Below are 17,994 nucleotides of genomic sequence, written 5' to 3'. Positions count from 1 at the left end.
CTGTGTCCGCGGGGAGGATTCTCAGCCGACGCGGTGCAGCCAGACCACGCTGTTGAGATCGCTGGCGTGGCGAAAAACCTCGAGTTCGTCGTCCCAGGGCTGGCCGAGGGCGCGGTGCAGCTCACGGTGCAGGTGTGCGGTGTCGGCTCCCGCTGCGACCATCGCGGCGCGCAGGCGGTCCTCCGGCAGCACCACGTTGCCGGCACTGTCCGTCTGGGCGAAGTGGATGCCGAGAGCCGGCGTGTGCAGCCAACGGCCGCCGTCCCGGCCGGGACCCGGATCCTCGGTGACCTCGAAGCGCAGGTGGTCCCACCCCAACAGAGCGGACGCCATGGTCGCCCCGGTTCCGGCCGGACCCTCCCAGAAGAACTCCGCCCGCTGCGAGCCGGACAGCACCGGCTGCTCGGCCCAGTCGAAGCTCACGGCCTCGCCGAGGGCGCGACCGGCGGCCCACTCGACGTGCGGGCAAAGTGCACGCGGCGACGAGTGCACATACAAAACGCCCCGTGCGGCCGCTGGCAGACGAGTGTGGGGTGCAGTCATCGTGTTCTCCGTTCCTGGTTGATATTCGAGGTGCGTCTTCCCCAACGGTCTCGAACTGGACCAACCCTGAACCTGCGAACACGAGCCGCAGACGGTATTAGGTCAAATTATGCACCACCCACCCGGGAATCTCCAACGATTCCACGGCTTGCCCGGCGCGCCCCGAGCGCCCTGACCGGATTTCGGCCCCGACTTATGTATATTCGGTATATCTTTACTGGTCGACCGGAACCGCCGGACTGCGCTCCCCAGCGGCTGCCGGCTTGTCACTCGGAGGTTCCATGTCGGTGCGCAGCGCCCTCCTCGCGATCCTGACGATCGGACCGGCATACGGTTTCCAACTGCACGGCGAACTGCAAGCCCGCACGGCCGGAAGACGGTCGGTCAACGTCGGCCAGATCTACAGCACCCTCGACCGTCTGGTCGACCAGGGTGCCGTGGCCTCCGCCGGCAGCACCTCGGACGGACTGCCGCTGTACGGACTCACTCCGGCAGGACGAGCAGAAGCCGAGGACTGGTTGCGCTCCACCGACAGCGGCGCCGGAGCCGAGTGGAACGACATGCTGGACCGGGTGCTGATCGCCTCGTCGCTCGCGCATGTCGACCTCGCCGCTGTCCTCGACGGGTACCGCACGAGCTGGCAGCTGCGCGCAGCGCGTCCGCACGACACCGCTCCCGCAGGCCAACCGGCCTTGAGCGCCGCAGCCGACCAGGCGCTGGCGCAGGCGGCGCTGGGTTGGCTGGACACGGCGGCAACCCTGCTTCGAGGCGACGCCGGCAGGGCCTTCCACCGCGAGCTGAGTCTGGTGCGGCCCCGACGTGGGCGCAGACCCGTTTCCGACCAGGGACTCGCCGCCGCCCGCTGACGGCAATCCGCGACTACGGCGCGCCGCGACTACTTCGCGTCGGCGTAGCTGTCGACGACGACACAGGTCAGCGGAAAGTCCACCGGGAAGTTCCCGAACAACAACCGGCCGGCTGTGGTCGCCGCGTCGGTCACGATCCGCGCCACGTCCTCGGCCACAGCCGCCGGCGTGTGCACGATGACCTCGTCGTGCAGAAAGAAGACCAGGTGCGGGACCACCCGGAACGGCCCGTCGGCCGCGCGTCCGGCCTGTCCATCGGCTGTGACGGCGAGGTCCCAGAGTCCCTTACGGATCTCGGCCATCCAGCAGAGCGCCCATTCCGCGGCGCTGCCCTGCACGATGAAGTTACGGGTGAACCGGCCCCAGTCCCTGGACTGGCTGCGCGCGCGGCGTTCGTCGCCCGCGGTCGCCCCGGCCTCCGAGGCACGCGCCTGGTCATCCTGCCAGCCGGCGCCCGGCCGCGGGGACGATCGCCCGAGCCTGGTACTGACAACGTCGCCGCGCTCACCGGTGCGCGCCGCGGTTTCGGTGAGGGCGAGCGCGCGCGGGTACGCCCGGGCCAGGCGGGGCAGCAGCCTGCCACTCTCCCCCGAGGTCGCGCCGTACATTGCGCCCAGCATGGCCACCTTGGCGTGGGCCCTGGTCTCCACAACCCCACTGGCCACGATTCCGGCATAGAGGTCGGTGCCGCGCCCCGCTGCGGCCATTGCCGTGTCCTGGGACAGGGCCGCCAGGATGCGGGGTTCCAATTGGGCGGCGTCGGCCACCACGAATTTCCAGCCCGGATCCGCCACGACGGCACCGCGGATCTGGCGTGGCAGTTGCAGCGCTCCGCCGCCCCGTGTCGCCCAGCGACCCGTCACCACGCCGCCGGGCAGGTACTCCGGATGGAACCTGTCGTCGATGATCCAGCTTTCCATCCAGAACCAGCCGTTGGCGCTGAGCAGCCTGGCCAGCTTCTTGTACCGCAGCAGAGGCTCGATCACGGGGTGGTTGAGCTTCTCCAGTTCCCAGGCCCTGGTCGACAGCACGCGCAGATCAGCCTTGTGCAGCGCACGGAGGAGCTCTGGGGGCGAATCCGGGTTGAGCGAAGGGTCGTCCAGTTCGACACGGATGCGAACCGCCAGTTCCTCGAGGCGCAGCGGCCTGAGGCCGGCGGGGGCCCGCGGACCGAGTTCTGCCGTCAGCAGGCTGTCGTGGATGGCGCTCCGCCACGGCAAGCCGGCGAATTGCATCTCGGCGGCGATCAGCCCGCCGACCGACTCTGCGGCCAGGAGCAGCCGCATCCGACCGGGCTCCCGGCAGGCCTGCAGGGCATCGAGCTGCGCCCGGAACTCGTCGAGTTCATCGTCGTGTCCCGGGTCCTCATCGCCCGCCGCACCGAGGTCCAGATCGAAGAGCGTCGCTCCGGCCATCGGTGCGGCGGCGACGGCCACGGGGCGGTCCCAGCGACCGGCCGGTCCGTTGGCCAGAATGCTCGCCGCCGTGGCTTCCGACGACCGCAGGATTGCGTGGCAGAGCCGCAGATCGTGGGCACGCCGCACCCTGATCCCAGCCTGCAGGAGCAGCGGGTAGACCCTGGAGGTCTCGGCCCAGACCCAGCGGACGGCCTCCCGCTCGCGTTCCAGAGCGAAGCGGGGGAAGTCCTCCGCCGACAGCACCCGATCGACTCCGGCCGGGGCGCCGAGGGCGTCGAGTTCCCTGACCCTGACGCTCTCAGAGCGCGTCGGGGTCACCAGAATGTACACAGTCCATTGTGCCTCGCGTGGCGCCGGTGCCGGGACCGGTTACCGGGCGGATCAGGTGCGCGGGAAGATCGCCACGGGAACCGGAACGTGCACGACCTGGGTGCCGTAGGTGCCCGTGCCGGCGGTCGTTTCGCTGGAGATCGTCATTGCGAAGTCCAGTGTCACCCCGTAGGTGTCATCGCTGACCTCGCCGATCTCGTTCGACTCGAGCTGAAAACCACCCTTCGGGGAGGTGATCAGCAGGCCTTTGTCTGAACGCAGGGCCTCAGGGTCGAGCGTGACGAGCAGCGGGTCGGCGTTGAGGACGAACGGGGACACCGTCGAGCCGCTCGTCGTCGACGTTGTCGCCATCACGCTGATGTTGGACATGTACACGTGGCGCTTGGATTCAAACGGGGCGTCAGCGTCGACGGACCGGTCGTACACGCTGATGACGAACGAAAACAGCTTGTCGCTGTCGGTGTACCACTCGTGGGTCTTCTGCTCCGTCCACATGTCCAGCTCGAGTTCCAGCTCTGGGCCGATCATGAGGGTCGGGTGAACGGAACCCATGTCGGTGAACACCGAGTCGAAGACCAGCTCGGGAGTCGGGGTGGGAGTGGGTGTGATCACGGCCACGTTCTGCTGGATGGGCTGGGTGCCCATCAGCGGCGCCAGCGCGCTGCAGCCGGTCAGGCCGAGGGCGAGAAGGCTCAGGCCGCCGGCGAGGACGGAGCGGGACAGACGGGGACTGGGGGTAAACCATCCGGGCATGGCGGTACTTTCGACAAGAGGGGGTGGGAAGGCGCTCGCGTCATCGGGTTGACGAGAATCTTCATATATTGGCACAAATTCCCGCCGCTTCCGGCCATCCGGGGGGATCCTGGCCGGTGCGGCGCAAAATCAGGCCCGAGTGGGCCGGGCCGAGGGGTGCGAGTGGCCGGCCGGGCCGGCTCAGGCGCCTGGCCGGCGGCTGTAATGAGTAGGGTGGACGGGACTTGAACCCGTGACCGTGCGGTTATGAGCCGCGTGCTCTAACCAGCTGAGCTACCACCCCGTGCGTGAACCATAGTATCGGCCCAGGCAGGTTCGTCGGTCTCGGTCAGTCGCGCGACTGGGCCGCAGTATCCGTCACCAGCGGGTCGGTGACCGGCTCACCGCGGTAGAGCATCTCGAAGGTGTTGAGAGTGCGCTTGATGTCGTGCGCCTCGATGAGCTTGAGCGACTCACGCTTGAGGGCATCCAGCTCCTCAGGGGAACTCGTCAAGACCACGGTCAGCTTGTCGGCGAGGTCCTGGGCGTTCCCGGGCTCGAACAGGTAGCCGTTCTGACCGTCGTGCACGAGGTGCGGCAGCGCCATCGCGTTTGCGGCCACCACCGGCAGACCCGATGCCATCGCCTCCATCGTGACGATGCTCTGCAGTTCAGCAATCGACGGCATCGCCAACACCGTCGCGCGGGAGTACGCGCTGCGCAATTCCTCGTCGGTGACATAACCGGTGAACGTGAACCGGTCGGCCAGGCCGAGCGACTCGACCAGCAGCTCCAGGTTGCGGCGCTGGTCGCCGCCTCCGACGATCTCCACTTGCACGTTCAGACTGGGGTCGAGCAGGGCGATCGCCTGCACGAGCACGTCGATCTGCTTTTCGCCGGTCACCCGGCCGACGAACAAAACCCGGTTCTCGGTGCGGGGCTCGAAGTTGGGTGAATAGTTGTCGGCGTCGATGCCGCAGGAGATGGATCGCACGCCGCTGAGGCCCGTGTACTTCTCCAGGAATTCCGCCGCCCGCCGGGTCGGCGTGGTCACGGCCTCCGCGCGTTTGAGGGTGTGCTCTGCGGCCTTCCACAGGGCCTTGACCACGTGGTCCTGGAAGCCCTTGGGAACCAGGGAGAACTGCAGCAGGTTCTCCGGCATGAAGTGGTTGGTGCCGATGATGCGGATGCCCCGCTTTTGGGCTTCGATCGCCACACCGCGGCCGATCACGATATGAGACTGGAAGTGCACGACATCAGGCTGGAAACTGTCCAGGATCATCCGGCTCTGCCGGCGCACGATCCAGGGCAGGGCGAAGCGCAGCCAGTCGTGCGGGCGCCAGCGCCAGCTGTGCAGCCGGTGCACCGTCATGGACTGGCCCTCGTGCACCTCGGTCCAGGTTCCGTGCTTGCGCGTTGCGGCCGGCGCCATGATCTGAACCACGTGGCCACGGGCGACCAGGCCGGCGGCCAGGCGTTCCGCGAACCGGGCCGCACCGTTCACATCGGGCGCGAAGGTGTCTGCGGCGATGAGAACGCGGATGGGCCTCGTTGCCACCGGGGTGACCCGGTGGTCCGTTTGGCCCGGTAAATCAGATGAAGCGCACAAGTGGCGTAGTCCCTACGTAGGTGGGCCGGGGATGGTCATCCGGCACGAAGTCTGGGTCTCGACGAAACACGCCGTCGAGGTGTGTTAGCACCCTATTCTAAACCGACTGTCCTACGGCAGCCCCCCAGACGCGGCGCGTCGAAGAAAATCACCGGTCAGCTCTGTGATTGCGGGTGATACTTGGCGAGCCGGAAGACTCCCCAGATGGCGACGGCACCGGCGACGGCGAACAGGACGGCTGCCCAGACCGGGGCCTGGGACGCCTCCCCGAGCACGACGATGCCGATGCCGACGGCGATCATCGGATCGATCACCGTCAGGCCGGCGATAACGAGGTCGGGCGGCCCGGATGAATAGGCGTTCTGCACGAAGTAGGCCCCGCCGGCCGCGGCCAGGAGCAGGCCGGCAACGCAGACCAGGGTGAGCCACTCGAAGTTGCCGTTCTGGATCCGATTGATGATCACCTTGGCGAGCGTGGCGACGAAGCCGTAGAGCACGCCGGCGCCGATGATGTAGAAGATCGCCTTGAACTTGGTGCGCAGCATCACGAAGGCCACAGCGAAGGCGCAGAGCACCACCCCGAGCACGATCAGGATGGTGATGAGGTTCTGGTCGGTGACGGGCTTGTCGACCGCTGTGAAGGCAGCGACGGTCACGAACAGGCCGACGCCGCCGACGCACATCGCGATCGCGATGATGGATGCCCGGTTGAGCTTGACCCGGCTGACCCTGGCGTTGAGCACTGCGGTGATCACCAGCGCGACGGCGCCCAGCGGTTGCACCACGATCAGGGGTGCGAAGGCGAGGCTGGTGAGCTGGAAGGCGATGGCCAGGCCCAGCATCAGGGTGCCGAAGACCCAGGACGGCCGGGACAACAGCAGCACGAGCTGGCGGGTGTTCATTCCGCCGGTGATCTCGACCGTGTGCGCTTCGACCTTGGTGACGCCGCGATGCTGGAACTGCGCGCCGAGGGAGAGGAAGACCGCACCGATCAACGCGAGCGGAATACCAATCGCCTGGCGTGGATCGATCGCGATCTCCCCTGCCAGGTCTGTCAAGTCGGGGTTCACTCAACGAGACTATCGAGATCCATGCCGATATCCTTGCTGAATGGCCGTGCGACCGATAGTAATTTCAGGCGATCCCGTCCTGCACACCCCCGCTCAACCCGTCGTCGAGTTCGACGACGATTTGCGCGCGCTGGTGCAGGACATGTACGAGACGATGGATGCCGCGCCCGGCGTCGGTCTCGCCGGCCCCCAGGTGGGTGTGGGCTTGCGATTGTTCACCTTCAGCTACCTGGACGACGACGAGGTCCTGACCAGAGGTGTCGCCATCAACCCCGAGCTCTGGATCACCCCGGTTCCGGCCGGAGAGGCCGACGAGGACGAGGACGTCGAGGGGTGCCTGTCCTTTCCCGGCGAACGCTTCCCGTTGCTGCGATCCGGGTCGGCGATCCTGCGTGCATTCGACCTCGACCAGAAGCCGTTCGAGATCCGGGCGGATGGCTGGTTGGCGCGAATCTTCCAGCACGAGTTCGACCACCTCGACGGTACCCTCTACGTGGACCGGCTCGAGCACTTCTACGCCAAGATCGCCACGAAGGTCGCCCGCAAGCGCGGCTGGGGCGGCCCCGGCCTGAGCTGGCTGCCCGGCGTCGACGACCTGGAAGGCTGACCCCGCGGCCCGACCCGGTCGGGTCAGCGGGACAGATCGACGCCGTGCACGCCGTTGTGGAAGCGCAACGAGGGGAACACCGCTGAGACCGAGAACCCCACCCCAGGCACTGTTCCTGCGTTGAAGATCCCGCCGAAGAGTTGAGCCCGTTCCCGCATCTGGGTGATGCCGGCGCCGGAGATGCTCTCGCTGAGCGCCCGGAGGTCGTCGTCGATCGTGTACGCGGTCCTGGCGGCGAAGTCGGATGCCGTCGCACTTTCGCGCCGGGCCGCAGCCCGGATACCGTCGTCGTCGATGAGCAGCTGCAGGCCGTCTTGCGTCCAGGTGAACGACACCCGGGCCTCCGTGCCGACACCGCCGTGCTTGAGGGCGTTGGCAAGTGCACTCTGCAGGATGCGATAGATGGCGAGTTCGGCGCCGGGCTTGAGCGGGAACCTGTCGCCGGATTCGGTGAAGCCGACGGCCAGGCCCGCGTCGCGCATGACCCCGAACAGGTTGCGTGCCGACTGCAGGCCGGGTTGCATGGCCTGGATCGACTCGCCCTCCCTGGCGATCGTCAGCACTCGGCGCAGGTCGGCCAGCGTGACCCTGCCGTCCTCGACGAGGGCCGTGGCTGCGCGCACGGCGGTGCTGGGGTCGCTCTCGGCGGCGTATCGGGCACCCTCTGCGCGGGTGATCAACCGGGCCAGGGAGAGTACGGCGACGTCCTGAAGCTCACGGATGATCGCCAGCCGGCCCTGCTGTTCCGCGAGGGAGAGCTCCAGGTCGATGCGAACGCGTTCGGCGGCGGAGCGGTCGAACCGGCTACGCCGATTGCGACGCAGGCCCATCAGCCACAGCACGGCGAGGATCACGCACACGGCCGCCAGCACGACGCACAGAATCTGCCAGGGGAACACCCACGCCACCTTTCGCTACATTCGGGTTCAGACTAGCCGCAGGGGCCGTCCAGGGCACAAAAAAGGCCACCGGGGGTGGAGCCCCTAGTGGCCTTTTCGCTCCCCGACTTGGACTCGAACCAAGAACCTGCGCATTAACAGTGCGCTGCTCTGCCAATTGAGCTATCGAGGAATGCGTGCTCGGCGAGAGTTTCCTTCGCTTGAACAGCGTAGCTACTTTACCAAAACTTCGCCGTGCACCAAATCGACGGTGGGTCCTAGTAGCCGACAGCGGGGTCGACGACCCCGACGAAGCGCCCATTTCCAAGGAACGCGGCCACATTCAGGCGAATTCTCTCGGCCAGCAGTGGTGCCGTCATCTCGGGCGTGTCGGCCATATGCGGGGTGATCAGGCAGCGCGGTTCGCTCCACAACGGATGCCCGTCCGGCAGTGGCTCAGGCTCGGTGACGTCGAGGGCGGCGCCGGCGATGCCGCCGGACGCCAGCGTCGCCACGAGGGCATCGGTGTCGATGAGGGGTCCCCTGGCGATGTTGATCAGGTGCGCGTCCGGTTTCATGGCGTCGAGTTCGCGGGCCCCCACCAGGTGGTGGGAATCACTCGTCAGGGCGGCCGCCAGCACGACGACGTCGGCCTGGGGCAGTTCCGACATCAGGACGTCGATGCTCACGGTACGCTCGGCGCCCGGCACAGCGGTGGAACTGCGGCGCACGATCACGATGCGGGTGCCGAACGGTTCGAGCAATCTGATCAGCTCCCGGGCGATACCACCGGCACCGACGATCAGTACCGTTCGGCCATAGAGGGACGTCCCGGCAGGCTCCGCATTCCACGACCGCGCCCGCGCCCGCTGCGGCAGCAGCCTCAGTGACGCCAGGATCAGCGCCAGGGCGTGTTCAGCCACCGGCTGGGCATACGCTCCTTTGGCACTGGTGACGAGCAGGTCGTCGCGCTGGTGACGGGCGAGCACAGCGCTGAAGGCATCCACTCCGGCCCAGGGCAACTGCACCCAGCCGATCTGCGGGTTCTGCGCCAGCACCTCGCCGAGTTCGGCCGCACGGGCGTACGAGAGCCAGATCAGGCCGCGCGTCCCGGCCGAGAGCACGTCGACGGTTCCGCCGGCCTGTTCGACGGCGGCCGCGAACTGCGGCAGAGGCTCCGGCAGGATGGCGATGGGCCCCGGCGTCGGGTGCGTAGCGGAGATGCCGAGTTGCGCATCATCGGAGAGAACAGCCCGGTGCTGCCCCTGTGGCTGGTGCTGGTTCATGACATCGGCCTCACTGTTCGTGCCGGACGGTGCTCGCGGCAGCCGGAGCAGCCGAGGCATCCGGGACAGCGTCGACGGCCCCGGCGGCGGGCTCCGGCTCACCGGTTCCGAGCGCCAGCGCGGCGGCGAGTTCGATGACGTACGGGTGCCACGGATTGTCGAAGACCTCGTCGATGGGCCCGAGGCCCACCAGCACACCCTGGTGCATGACGCCGATCCGGTTCGCCACCCGCCGCAGCACTCCGAGGTCGTTGCTGATCAGAACCGCCGAGAACGCTCGTTCGTGCTGCAGCTCGCCGATCAGGTCGATGACGTCATCGCGAACGAGCGCGTCGACCCCGGCCGTCGGCTCGTCGGCGATCAGCAGCGCCGGTTCGAAGACCAGTGCCCTGGCCAACGCGACCCGCTGGCGCTGTCCGCTGCTGAGCTCATAGGGATACTTGCCGAGCACTGACAGCGGCAGCCGCACAGCGTCGACCATGGTCGCCACCATCGTCGCCAGCGCCGCACGGTTGTAGCGGTGATCACGCTCCAGCACGGGCTCTGCCACGATGTCGGCCACGGTCAGGCTGGCCGGCAGGGTTGTGGCCGCGTCCTGCGCGAGCATTCCCACTCCGAAGGTGACCCTGGCGAGTTGTCTGCGGCCGATGCGCCGCAGCGGGTAGCCGAGAACGGTCGCCTCTCCCCCGGTGATCTGCGGCTGCACGTCGCCCCGGCCCGCACCGTGCGTGGCGCCGGACAGGACTCGGGCCAGAGTGCTCTTGCCTGAACCGCTTTCGCCCAGGAGGCCGAGCACTTCTCCGCGCCCCAGGGTCAGCGAGAATCCCCGCACAGCCACGAATGCGCTGCTGGCCCCGTGGGGCGGATATTCGACGGTGAGGTCGCTGGCAACGATCGGATACGGATCTGCTTCGACGCGTCTCATACCTCTATCCTGCCGCACGCAGCTTCGCGAGGTCCTCCCGACGCAATGCCTGGGCCGCGGGATCCGGCACGGGAAGGGACGCGAGCAGGCGCTGGGTGTACGGGTCCTGCGGCGCGCCGAGCACCTGGGCTCCGGTGCCCTCCTCGACCAGGCTGCCGTGGTAGAGCACGGCGATCCGGTCGGCGAGGATGTCGACGACGGCGAGGTCGTGGCTGATGAACAACGCCGCGAAACCGAGCTCACGCTGCAGGTCGGCGAACAGCTCGAGGACCCTGGCCTGCACCGAGACGTCCAGGGCGCTGGTCGGCTCGTCGGCGATCAGCAGCTTGGGCTCGAGCGCGAGCGCCCTGGCCAGGCTGGCACGTTGGCGCTGCCCACCGCTGAGCTCATGCGGGAAACGGTCGCCGAACGCCCGCGGCAGCTGCACGGCCTCGAGCAGTTCGTCGACCCGCGCCCTCGCCGCCCGCGGGCTGGATGCCCGACCGTGCACGATGAGGGGTTCGGCGACACAGTCGGCGATGGTCAGCAGCGGATTGAAGCTGGAGGCCGGGTCCTGGAAGACGAAGCCGATATCGCTGCGCAGATGCTTGAACTTGCGCTCGCGGAATCCGTTCATCTCGTGCCCGAGAACACGCAGCGACCCGTCGGTGACCCGGGTGAGTCCGGCGATGGCCCGGCCGATGGTGGTCTTTCCCGATCCGCTCTCCCCCACCAGTCCGAGGACCTCGCCGGGACGGATGGAGAAGCTCACACCGTCGACGGCGATGAAGCCTGGGCGGCCGAGCCGCCCTGGGTACTGGATGCGCAGCTTGTCGGCGACGACGACGGGCGCCTGCGCGCTCCACTCCGGGGTGCGGGCCTCCGCCCGGGCGGCGGCCCGGACGACACCCTGACCCACGTAGGGCACTGCTGCGAGGAGCCGCTGGGTGTAGGGGTTCTGGGGTGAGTTGAACAGGGTGCTGGCGTCGGCTTCTTCGACCACCTTGCCCTGATACATCACGGCTACCCGGTCGGCCAGGTCGGCCACGACACCCATGTTGTGGGTGATCAGCACGATCGCCGTGCCGAACTCGTCGCGGCAGCGGCGCAGCAGGTCGAGGATCTCGGCCTGCACGGTGACGTCGAGCGCCGTGGTGGGCTCGTCGGCGACGATCAGGCCCGGCTCGAGCACCAGGGCCATGGCGATGACCACGCGCTGCTTCTGACCGCCGGAGAACTGGTGCGGGTAGTAATTGATGCGCACCTCAGGGTCGGGGATGCCGACCCGGCCGAGGATCTCGATGGCCTTGGCCCTGGCGTCGGCCCGGTTGACCGTGCCGTGTGCCCGGATGCCCTCCATGATCTGCCAGCCGACGGTGTACACCGGGTTGAGGGCGGTGCCCGGCTCCTGGAACACCATCGAGACATCGGTGCCGCGCACCTGGCGCAGGCGCTGCTTGCTCAGGGCGATGACGTTGTTGGAGCTCTGGCCGTCGCGACTGCTGAGGATCACGGCGCCCTGGGCCATGGCCGTTTCGGGCAGGAGGCCGAGGATGGTCTTGGCGGTGACGGTCTTGCCGCTGCCGCTCTCGCCGACGATCGCCAGCACCTCGCCACGGCGCACGCTCAGGCTGACGCCGTCGACGGCGCGCACGGCGCCGGCATCCGTGGAGAAGGACACACCGAGGTCGTCGATCCGCAGCACGGTCTGCTGCTCTGCCGGGGAGTCGTGGGTCTCGGTCATCGGGGCGCCTCACTGTCGTCGAGGGGAAGGGTGGGCAGGTTCTCGAGTCCGGCCAGGCCGCCGGGTCCGGCGTCCAGGGTGCCGCCGGGAACCACGGAGGTCTCGGCGACAAGTCCGGAGGAGGCGCCGACGGCGCGACGGCCGCGCAGGCGCGGGTCCGCCAGGTCGTTGAGGCTCTCCCCCACCAGGGTGATACCCATCACCACCAGCACGATCGCGAGCCCGGGGAACAGCGATGTCCACCAGATACCGCTGGTGACGTCGGAGAGGGACTTGTTGAGGTCGTAGCCCCATTCGGCTGCCGCGGTCGGCTCGATGCCGAAGCCGAGGAACCCGAGTCCGGCGAGGGTGAGGATGGCCTCAGAGGAGTTGAGCGTGAAGATCAACGGCAGGGTGCGGGTGGCATTGCGCAGCACATGCCTGGACATGATGCGGAAGTTGCTCGCGCCCAGGACCCGGGCGGATTCGACATAGGCCTCGGCCTTGATCCGCACGGTCTCGGCCCGGATCACCCGGAAATACTGCGGGATGAACACCACGGTGATCGAGATGGCCGCGGCCAGCACACCGCCGACGAGGTTCGACTTTCCGCCGGAGATGACGATCGACATGACGATGGCCAGCAGCAGCGACGGGAACGCGTAGACGGCGTCGCAGACGACGACGAGCACCCGGTCGAGCCAGCCGCCGAAATAGCCGGAGACGAGTCCGAGGAACACCCCGGCGAAGATCGACAACAGCACGGCGACGACAATTACGAAGAGCGCCGTCTGGGAGCCCCAGATGACCCGGGAGAGCACGTCGTATCCGCCGACGGTGGTGCCGAGCAGATGGGAGCCGCCCGGCGCCTGCTGGGCGCCGAAGACCCCGTCGTCGCCCCGCAGCTGGCTGTAACCGTACGGCGCGATGACCGGGGCGAAGATCGCCGTGAGGATGAAGAGCGCCGTGATGACCAGGCCGGCAACGAGCATGCCGCGCTGCAGGCCGACGCTCTGGCGCAGCTGGTGCACGATCGGCAGCCGGGAGAGCAGGCTGGGCTTCCGGGCACCTCCAGCGGTGCCGACATCGGGTTCGAGCGAATCGATGCGAGTCATGATCAGTACCGCACTCTCGGGTCGATCAGCGCGGCGATGACGTCCACGATGAAGTTGGACAGGGCCACGATCACGGCGAGGAGGGCGACGATGCCCTGCACGGCGACGAAGTCGCGGGCCTTGAGGAATTCAGAGAGCATGAAGCCCAGCCCCTTCCACTCGAAGGTGGTTTCGGTCAGGACGGCTCCACCCAGGAGCAGGGCGATCTGCAATCCGATGACCGTGATGATCGGGATCAGCGCCGGTCGGTAGGCGTGCTTGCGCACCAGCCTGAATTCGCTGACGCCGCGGGAGCGGGCGGCGTCGACATAGTCGGTGCCCAGAGTTCCGATCACGTTGGTGCGCACCAGGCGGAGGAACACTCCGGCAGTCAGGAGGCCCAGCGCCAGGGCGGGCAACACGGCGTGAGAGAGCACATCGACCAGCACAGCGGAGTTTCCGGTCTGGAGGGCGTCGATGGTGTAGAAACCGGTCTTGTTGGGCAGCACCTGCATTTGCAGTTCCGACCCGGTCGAGGCGCGACCGGCGACCGGTAGGACCTTGAGCCAGACCGCGAAGACGAGCTTGAAGAGCAGACCGGCGAAGAACACCGGGGTGGCGTAGCAGAGGATCGCGAAGATGCGCAGGAACGCATCCGGCGACTTGTCCCGCCAGTAGGCGGCGACCATGCCCAGCGGGATGCCCACGATGAACGCGACCAGGAGGGAGTAGAAGGCCAGCTCGGCCGTAGCCGCGCCGTAGGTGAGGAGGACCTCGGAGACCGGCCGGTTGGTGCTGAGGGTGGTGCCGAAGTTGCCGGTGAAGATCTGTCCGAGGTACTCGACGTACTGGATCAGGATCGGCCGGTCGTAGCCGGCGGCGTGGATGCGCTCCGCCAGCTGATCGGGACCGAGCCGACCGCCCAGGGCGGCCGTGATCGGGTCGCCGGTTGTGCGCATCAACCAGAACACCATGGAGACGAGGATGAAGATGGTGGGAAAGATGAGCAGGAAGCGCACCAGCAGGTATCTGCCGATCCCGCCTCCCCCCGAAGGTTTCTTCTTGGTGGCCGATATGGCCCCCGGGGTTGTCGGTGTCGAAATTACAGTCGTCATTCCTACCTCACTCGTGCACACAAAGACGGGGGTACTCAGCCGGAACAGCGCTGAATACCCCCGTCGTCTAGCCTCGGATCAACCTAATGCCGTGCCCTAGCCCTTGGCGAGGGCTGCGTAACGGAACTTGAACGACGCATCCAGCGTGTCTTCGGCTCCGGTCACGGTCGTACCGGTCACGGCAACCTGGGCGCCCTGCAGCAGCGGCACGGTCGACAGCTGGGCAGCGACCTTGTCCTGGATCTCTTCGATCAGGGCGGTGCGGGCGTCGGTATCGACGGTCACGGCCTGTTCGAGGATCAGGTCGTTGACTTCCTGGTCGGCGTAGTGGTTCTTCAGGAAGTTCTCCGTGAGGAAGAACGGCGTCAGGTAGTTGTCGGCGTCGGAGTAGTCCGGGAACCAGCCGAGCTGGTAGGCCGGGTAGACGTCGCTGGAACGGTCCTTGGAGTACTGCACCCACTCCGTGGTCTGCAGGTTCACGGTGAACAGGCCAGACGACTCCAGCTGGTCCTTGATCAAGGCGTACTCGTCGCCTGAGGAGGGACCGTAGTGGTCGTTGCTGTACTGCAGGTTGAGAACCACCTTGTCGGTGACGCCGGCTGCGGTGAGGGTCGCCTTGGCCTTGTCGGCATCCGGTGCGCCGTTGCCGTCGCCGTAGAGGCCCAAGAGGGCTTCGTTGGCGCCGGTCAGACCGGCCGGGACGTAGGAGTACAGCGGGGTGTATGTGCCCTTGTACACCTGGTCGGCGATCTCGTCACGGTCGACGAGGTCGGCGACGGCCTGGCGAACGGCGAGTGCCTTGGTGGCGTCGGCCTCCGCGGTGGTCGCACCGAACGGCTGGGTGTCGAAGTTGAAGGTGATGTAGCGGATTTCGCCGCCGGGTCCGTCGATGACCTTGACACCGTCGTTGCCGCGCAGGTCGTCGATGTCGGTGGCGGACAGGCTGCGGAAGGCGACGTCGATCTCGCCCTCCTGCACGTCGAGCTTGAGGTTGGACGAGTCGGCGTAGTACTTGACGTTCACGACGTCGGTCTTGGCCGGTCCGAGCAGGCCCGCGTAGTCCGGGTTGGCCTTGTAGCCGATCAGGGTGTTGAAGTTGTAGCTCGTGATGACGTACTGGCCCGCGAAGGCCTCGGCCTTGACGATGTCGTCGTCGCTAGTGAGCGCATCGGCCGAGAAGGACTCCTCGTCGACGATCGGACCGGCCGGGCTCGACAGGATCTGCGGGAAGATCTGGTCGTCGGGAGCCAGCAGGTTGAACACGACTGTGGTGTCGTCGGGGGTTTCGACGCTGTCGAGGTTGTAGAGCAGCGAGGACGGGCCGTTGTCGGCCGCGATGGACTTCTGGCGGTCGAAGCTGAACTTGACGTCAGACGAGGTGAGGTCGTTGCCGTTGGCCCAGACCAGGTCGGGCTTGAGGGTGACGGTGTACTGGGTCGGCGAGGTGAACTCGGCGGACACCGCGATGTCGGGCTCCACGTCGGGGCTGCCGTACGGGGTGTTCATCAGGAACGGGAAAACCTGGTTCTGCACGGCGAAGGAACCGTTGTCGTACGAACCGGCGGGGTCGAGCGTGGTGACCTTGTCGGTCGTGCCGATGGTGATCGGTGCGGAGCCCGTCTCTGCAGCCGGGCTGCCAGAGCAGCCGGCCAGTACGAGTGCCGCCGCGGCGAATCCGGCGGTGACGCCGATGGCGCGGCCGCGCCTGGTGGATTCAAAAGCCATAGTCGAATGCCTCTTCCTCAAGGTGTGGGTACTAGGTGATTCCGCAGATCCGCAGTCAGGCGCAGAAATGCGTTGCTGTAAACCAAGAATTAGCACACAATGCCCATTTGGCGGCTATTAAACGGAGCATCTTAATAGTCCCGCAATATAACGACGGGCGGTCAGCGGTGCCGGAAGCGCGCACCACCGGCGTCATTCGGCCCGGAGATTACGCCGTTCGGCTTCGACCCGCACGAGCTCGCGCTGGATGGCGACGTACACCTCGCGGTTGGTCGCGTCTGCCCGTTGCAGCCGGCCTAGCAGCTCGGCCTTCTGGCGCAGCAGGTCCTTTTCGACGAGCACGATGGTGATGTCCCGCACGTACCTGGTCACCTCGCGTTCGGTGCGTTCGGGCAGGGGGGCCATGGCGAGTTCGGTGACCAGGTTGGCCAACGGCGCCGGAGTCTCCCCCACAACCCGGACGAGCCAGTCCGGCGCTGCGGCGTGCGGCAGGGCGGCGGCGAGAGCGTCCCGCACCACGGCCAGGGTGGTGTTGGTCATGCCGGTCGACACCGCCCGCTGCACCAGGTCGACGCCCACGAGGGTGGGGTGTTGCAGCATGGCCATCAGCGCGTCGCGTTCGATCCGGGTGACCGGGTCTGCGGGCAGGTCGGCGAGCGAGAAGAGCCGTTCGGCCGGGGCTGCTTCGACTTCTCCCGGCCGGCGAGTGTCGGCGGTCGGCGCCGTGCGCGCCCTGGCCTGCGCCTGACTGACCGCGCGGGACACCTCGCCCAGCTCCATGCCGAGCATGCGGGAGAGTTCGTGGGTGTAGCCGGGCTTGAGCGACGGGTCGCGGATGTCGCTGACCACGGGAGCGGCCGCGCGCAGGGCGGAGACCCGGCCCTCGACGGTGTCGAGGTTGTACTGCGCCAAGAGCTGCCGGATCATGAATTCGAACATGGGCTTCTTCGAGTCGACCAGGCGGCGCACGGCATCGTCGCCGCGGTGCAGCCGCAGGTCGCACGGGTCGAGTCCCTCCGGGGCGACGGCGACGAAGGTCTGCGCGCTGAAGCGTGCCTCCTCGGCGAAGGCGCGCACGGCCGCCTTCTGGCCGGCGGCGTCCGGGTCGAAGGTGAAGACCACCTCACCCACGCCGCTGTCGTCGCCGAGCACCCGGCGAAGCACCTTGATGTGATCGACGCCGAAGGACGTGCCGCAGGTGGCGACCGCTGTGGTGACCCCGGCGAGGTGGCAGGCCATCACGTCGGTGTAGCCCTCGACGACCACGACCTGGTGGTTGCGGGAGATGTCGCGTTTGGCCAGGTCGAGCCCGTAGAGCACCTGGGCCTTGTGGTACACCGGCGTCTCCGGGGTGTTGAGGTACTTCGGGCCCTTGTCGTCGTCGAGCAGCTTTCGAGCGCCGAAGCCGATGGTCTGCCCGGTGATGTCGCGGATGGGCCAGACCAGCCGGCCACGGAAACGGTCGTAGATGCCGCGGTCGCCCGCGGAAACCAGGCCGGAGAGAGTGAGTTCCTCTGTGCTGAAGCCGCGGCCGCGCAGATGCTTGGTCAGCTCGTCCCAGCTCTTGGGGGCGAAGCCGACTCCGAACCTCTCGGCTGCTTGGGCGTCGAAGCCACGCTCGCCCAGGAAGTTCCGGCCGACCTGCGCGCCGGGGCTGCCGAGCTGTTCGACGAAGAACTCGGCGGCGGCCTGGTTGGCCGCGTACAGCCTGGCCCGGTTGGTGTGATCGGGCGCGGCCCCGTCGTTGCCCTCGTAGTGCAGTTCGATGCCGGCCCGGCCGGCCAGCCGCTCGACGGCTTCGCTGAAACTGACGTGGTCCATCTTCTGCAGGAACGAGTACACGTCGCCGCTCTCGCCGCAGCCGAAGCAGTGGTAGAAACCGACCTGCGGACGCACGTGGAAGCTCGGGCTGCGCTCGTCGTGGAACGGGCACAGTCCCTTCATCGAACCGACGCCGGCGGACTTCAGGCTGACGTAGTCGCTGACGATGTCGGCGATGTTGGTGCGGGCCTTGACCTCTTCGATGTCGCCCTGCCGAATCAGTCCTGCCATGCGTCAACCCTAGTTACGTCGTATTCGTCTGTGTCGTATTCA

At 67.3% G+C, this 17,994-nt stretch carries 15 protein-coding genes and 2 tRNA genes; 2 read left to right on the top strand and 15 right to left on the bottom strand.

The window, feature by feature from the left end; genetic code table 11:
* Positions 1 to 21: 21 nt before the first annotated feature.
* On the bottom strand, positions 22 to 543 hold the full coding sequence (locus CTB96_RS12495) for a DUF3145 domain-containing protein (protein ID WP_110127211.1): 522 nt from the start codon (positions 541 to 543) through the stop codon (positions 22 to 24).
* Between the two features lie 281 nt (positions 544 to 824).
* Between CTB96_RS12495 and CTB96_RS12490 the strand changes: the two genes are divergently transcribed.
* Complete coding sequence (locus CTB96_RS12490) at positions 825 to 1,409, top strand: PadR family transcriptional regulator (protein WP_110127210.1); 585 nt, start codon at positions 825 to 827, stop codon at positions 1,407 to 1,409.
* A 29-nt stretch (positions 1,410 to 1,438) separates the two neighbouring features.
* Here CTB96_RS12490 and CTB96_RS12485 read toward each other — a convergent pair whose 3' ends face one another.
* The 5 genes from CTB96_RS12485 to CTB96_RS12465 all read right to left on the bottom strand — a co-directional run bounded on the left by CTB96_RS12485 (position 1,439) and on the right by CTB96_RS12465 (position 6,568).
* A complete protein-coding gene (locus CTB96_RS12485; RefSeq protein ID WP_110127209.1) occupies positions 1,439 to 3,157 on the bottom strand; it encodes a bifunctional 3'-5' exonuclease/DNA polymerase in 1,719 nt (572 codons plus the stop codon).
* Between the two features lie 51 nt (positions 3,158 to 3,208).
* Positions 3,209 to 3,910: a hypothetical protein gene (locus tag CTB96_RS12480; RefSeq protein WP_110127208.1), complete on the bottom strand. Its 702-nt coding sequence runs from the start codon at positions 3,908 to 3,910 to the stop codon at positions 3,209 to 3,211.
* A gap of 209 nt (positions 3,911 to 4,119) precedes the next feature.
* Positions 4,120 to 4,193 (bottom strand) — tRNA-Ile (locus CTB96_RS12475).
* 45 nt (positions 4,194 to 4,238) lie between these two features.
* Complete coding sequence (locus tag CTB96_RS12470; protein WP_248283362.1) at positions 4,239 to 5,447, bottom strand: glycosyltransferase; 1,209 nt, start codon at positions 5,445 to 5,447, stop codon at positions 4,239 to 4,241.
* Positions 5,448 to 5,653: 206 nt separating this feature from the next.
* Entirely contained in the window at positions 5,654 to 6,568 is a 915-nt protein-coding gene (locus CTB96_RS12465; protein WP_110127207.1) for a DMT family transporter, read from the bottom strand.
* A 40-nt stretch (positions 6,569 to 6,608) separates the two neighbouring features.
* On the opposite strand from CTB96_RS12465, the gene def reads away from it, so the two are divergent.
* Positions 6,609 to 7,175 (top strand): peptide deformylase, encoded by a 567-nt coding sequence (gene def / locus CTB96_RS12460; RefSeq protein ID WP_110127206.1) that lies wholly within the window; start codon positions 6,609 to 6,611, stop codon positions 7,173 to 7,175.
* A gap of 23 nt (positions 7,176 to 7,198) precedes the next feature.
* On the opposite strand, the gene CTB96_RS12455 is transcribed toward def, so the two are convergent.
* The 9 genes from CTB96_RS12455 to dnaG all read right to left on the bottom strand — a co-directional run bounded on the left by CTB96_RS12455 (position 7,199) and on the right by dnaG (position 17,952).
* Entirely contained in the window at positions 7,199 to 8,074 is an 876-nt protein-coding gene (locus tag CTB96_RS12455; protein WP_146215817.1) for a sensor histidine kinase, read from the bottom strand.
* Positions 8,075 to 8,173: 99 nt separating this feature from the next.
* Positions 8,174 to 8,246, bottom strand: a tRNA-Asn gene (locus CTB96_RS12450).
* Between the two features lie 85 nt (positions 8,247 to 8,331).
* A complete protein-coding gene (locus CTB96_RS12445; protein ID WP_110128471.1) occupies positions 8,332 to 9,339 on the bottom strand; it encodes a D-isomer specific 2-hydroxyacid dehydrogenase family protein in 1,008 nt (335 codons plus the stop codon).
* A 10-nt stretch (positions 9,340 to 9,349) separates the two neighbouring features.
* Positions 9,350 to 10,264, bottom strand: coding sequence for an ATP-binding cassette domain-containing protein (locus CTB96_RS12440; RefSeq protein ID WP_110127204.1), 915 nt, complete (start codon positions 10,262 to 10,264; stop codon positions 9,350 to 9,352).
* Positions 10,265 to 10,268: 4 nt separating this feature from the next.
* Positions 10,269 to 11,987 (bottom strand): ABC transporter ATP-binding protein, encoded by a 1,719-nt coding sequence (locus tag CTB96_RS12435; RefSeq protein ID WP_110127203.1) that lies wholly within the window; start codon positions 11,985 to 11,987, stop codon positions 10,269 to 10,271.
* Positions 11,984 to 13,081, bottom strand: coding sequence for an ABC transporter permease (locus CTB96_RS12430; RefSeq protein ID WP_110127202.1), 1,098 nt, complete (start codon positions 13,079 to 13,081; stop codon positions 11,984 to 11,986). The genes CTB96_RS12435 and CTB96_RS12430 overlap by 4 nt, the downstream gene beginning before the upstream one ends.
* Before the next feature lie 2 nt (positions 13,082 to 13,083).
* Positions 13,084 to 14,175: an ABC transporter permease gene (locus CTB96_RS12425; protein WP_110127201.1), complete on the bottom strand. Its 1,092-nt coding sequence runs from the start codon at positions 14,173 to 14,175 to the stop codon at positions 13,084 to 13,086.
* 96 nt (positions 14,176 to 14,271) lie between these two features.
* Complete coding sequence (locus CTB96_RS12420; RefSeq protein WP_110127200.1) at positions 14,272 to 15,900, bottom strand: ABC transporter substrate-binding protein; 1,629 nt, start codon at positions 15,898 to 15,900, stop codon at positions 14,272 to 14,274.
* Positions 15,901 to 16,092: 192 nt separating this feature from the next.
* Positions 16,093 to 17,952, bottom strand: a complete 1,860-nt coding sequence (gene dnaG, locus CTB96_RS12415) for a DNA primase (protein ID WP_110127199.1) — start codon at positions 17,950 to 17,952, stop codon at positions 16,093 to 16,095.
* Positions 17,953 to 17,994: the final 42 nt, after the last annotated feature.

The organism is Cryobacterium arcticum (assembly GCF_003185895.1).
GTDB lineage: Bacteria > Actinomycetota > Actinomycetes > Actinomycetales > Microbacteriaceae > Cryobacterium > Cryobacterium arcticum.
Note: the sequence above shows the minus strand (reverse complement) of the source record. Positions and strands in the feature narration are given on the sequence as shown.

Excerpts from the sequence above, each read along its gene's own strand:
- CTB96_RS12495 (WP_110127211.1), bottom strand. The coding sequence starts at position 543 with ATGACTGCACCCCACACTCGTCTGCCAGCGGCCGCACGGGGCGTTTTG.
- CTB96_RS12490 (WP_110127210.1), top strand. The coding sequence starts at position 825 with ATGTCGGTGCGCAGCGCCCTCCTCGCGATCCTGACGATCGGACCGGCA.
- CTB96_RS12480 (WP_110127208.1), bottom strand. The coding sequence starts at position 3,910 with ATGCCCGGATGGTTTACCCCCAGTCCCCGTCTGTCCCGCTCCGTCCTC.
- def (WP_110127206.1), top strand. The coding sequence starts at position 6,609 with ATGGCCGTGCGACCGATAGTAATTTCAGGCGATCCCGTCCTGCACACC.
- CTB96_RS12445 (WP_110128471.1), bottom strand. The coding sequence starts at position 9,339 with ATGAACCAGCACCAGCCACAGGGGCAGCACCGGGCTGTTCTCTCCGAT.
- CTB96_RS12440 (WP_110127204.1), bottom strand. The coding sequence starts at position 10,264 with ATGAGACGCGTCGAAGCAGATCCGTATCCGATCGTTGCCAGCGACCTC.
- CTB96_RS12435 (WP_110127203.1), bottom strand. The coding sequence starts at position 11,987 with ATGACCGAGACCCACGACTCCCCGGCAGAGCAGCAGACCGTGCTGCGG.
- CTB96_RS12430 (WP_110127202.1), bottom strand. The coding sequence starts at position 13,081 with ATGACTCGCATCGATTCGCTCGAACCCGATGTCGGCACCGCTGGAGGT.
- CTB96_RS12425 (WP_110127201.1), bottom strand. The coding sequence starts at position 14,175 with ATGACGACTGTAATTTCGACACCGACAACCCCGGGGGCCATATCGGCC.
- CTB96_RS12420 (WP_110127200.1), bottom strand. The coding sequence starts at position 15,900 with ATGGCTTTTGAATCCACCAGGCGCGGCCGCGCCATCGGCGTCACCGCC.
- dnaG (WP_110127199.1), bottom strand. The coding sequence starts at position 17,952 with ATGGCAGGACTGATTCGGCAGGGCGACATCGAAGAGGTCAAGGCCCGC.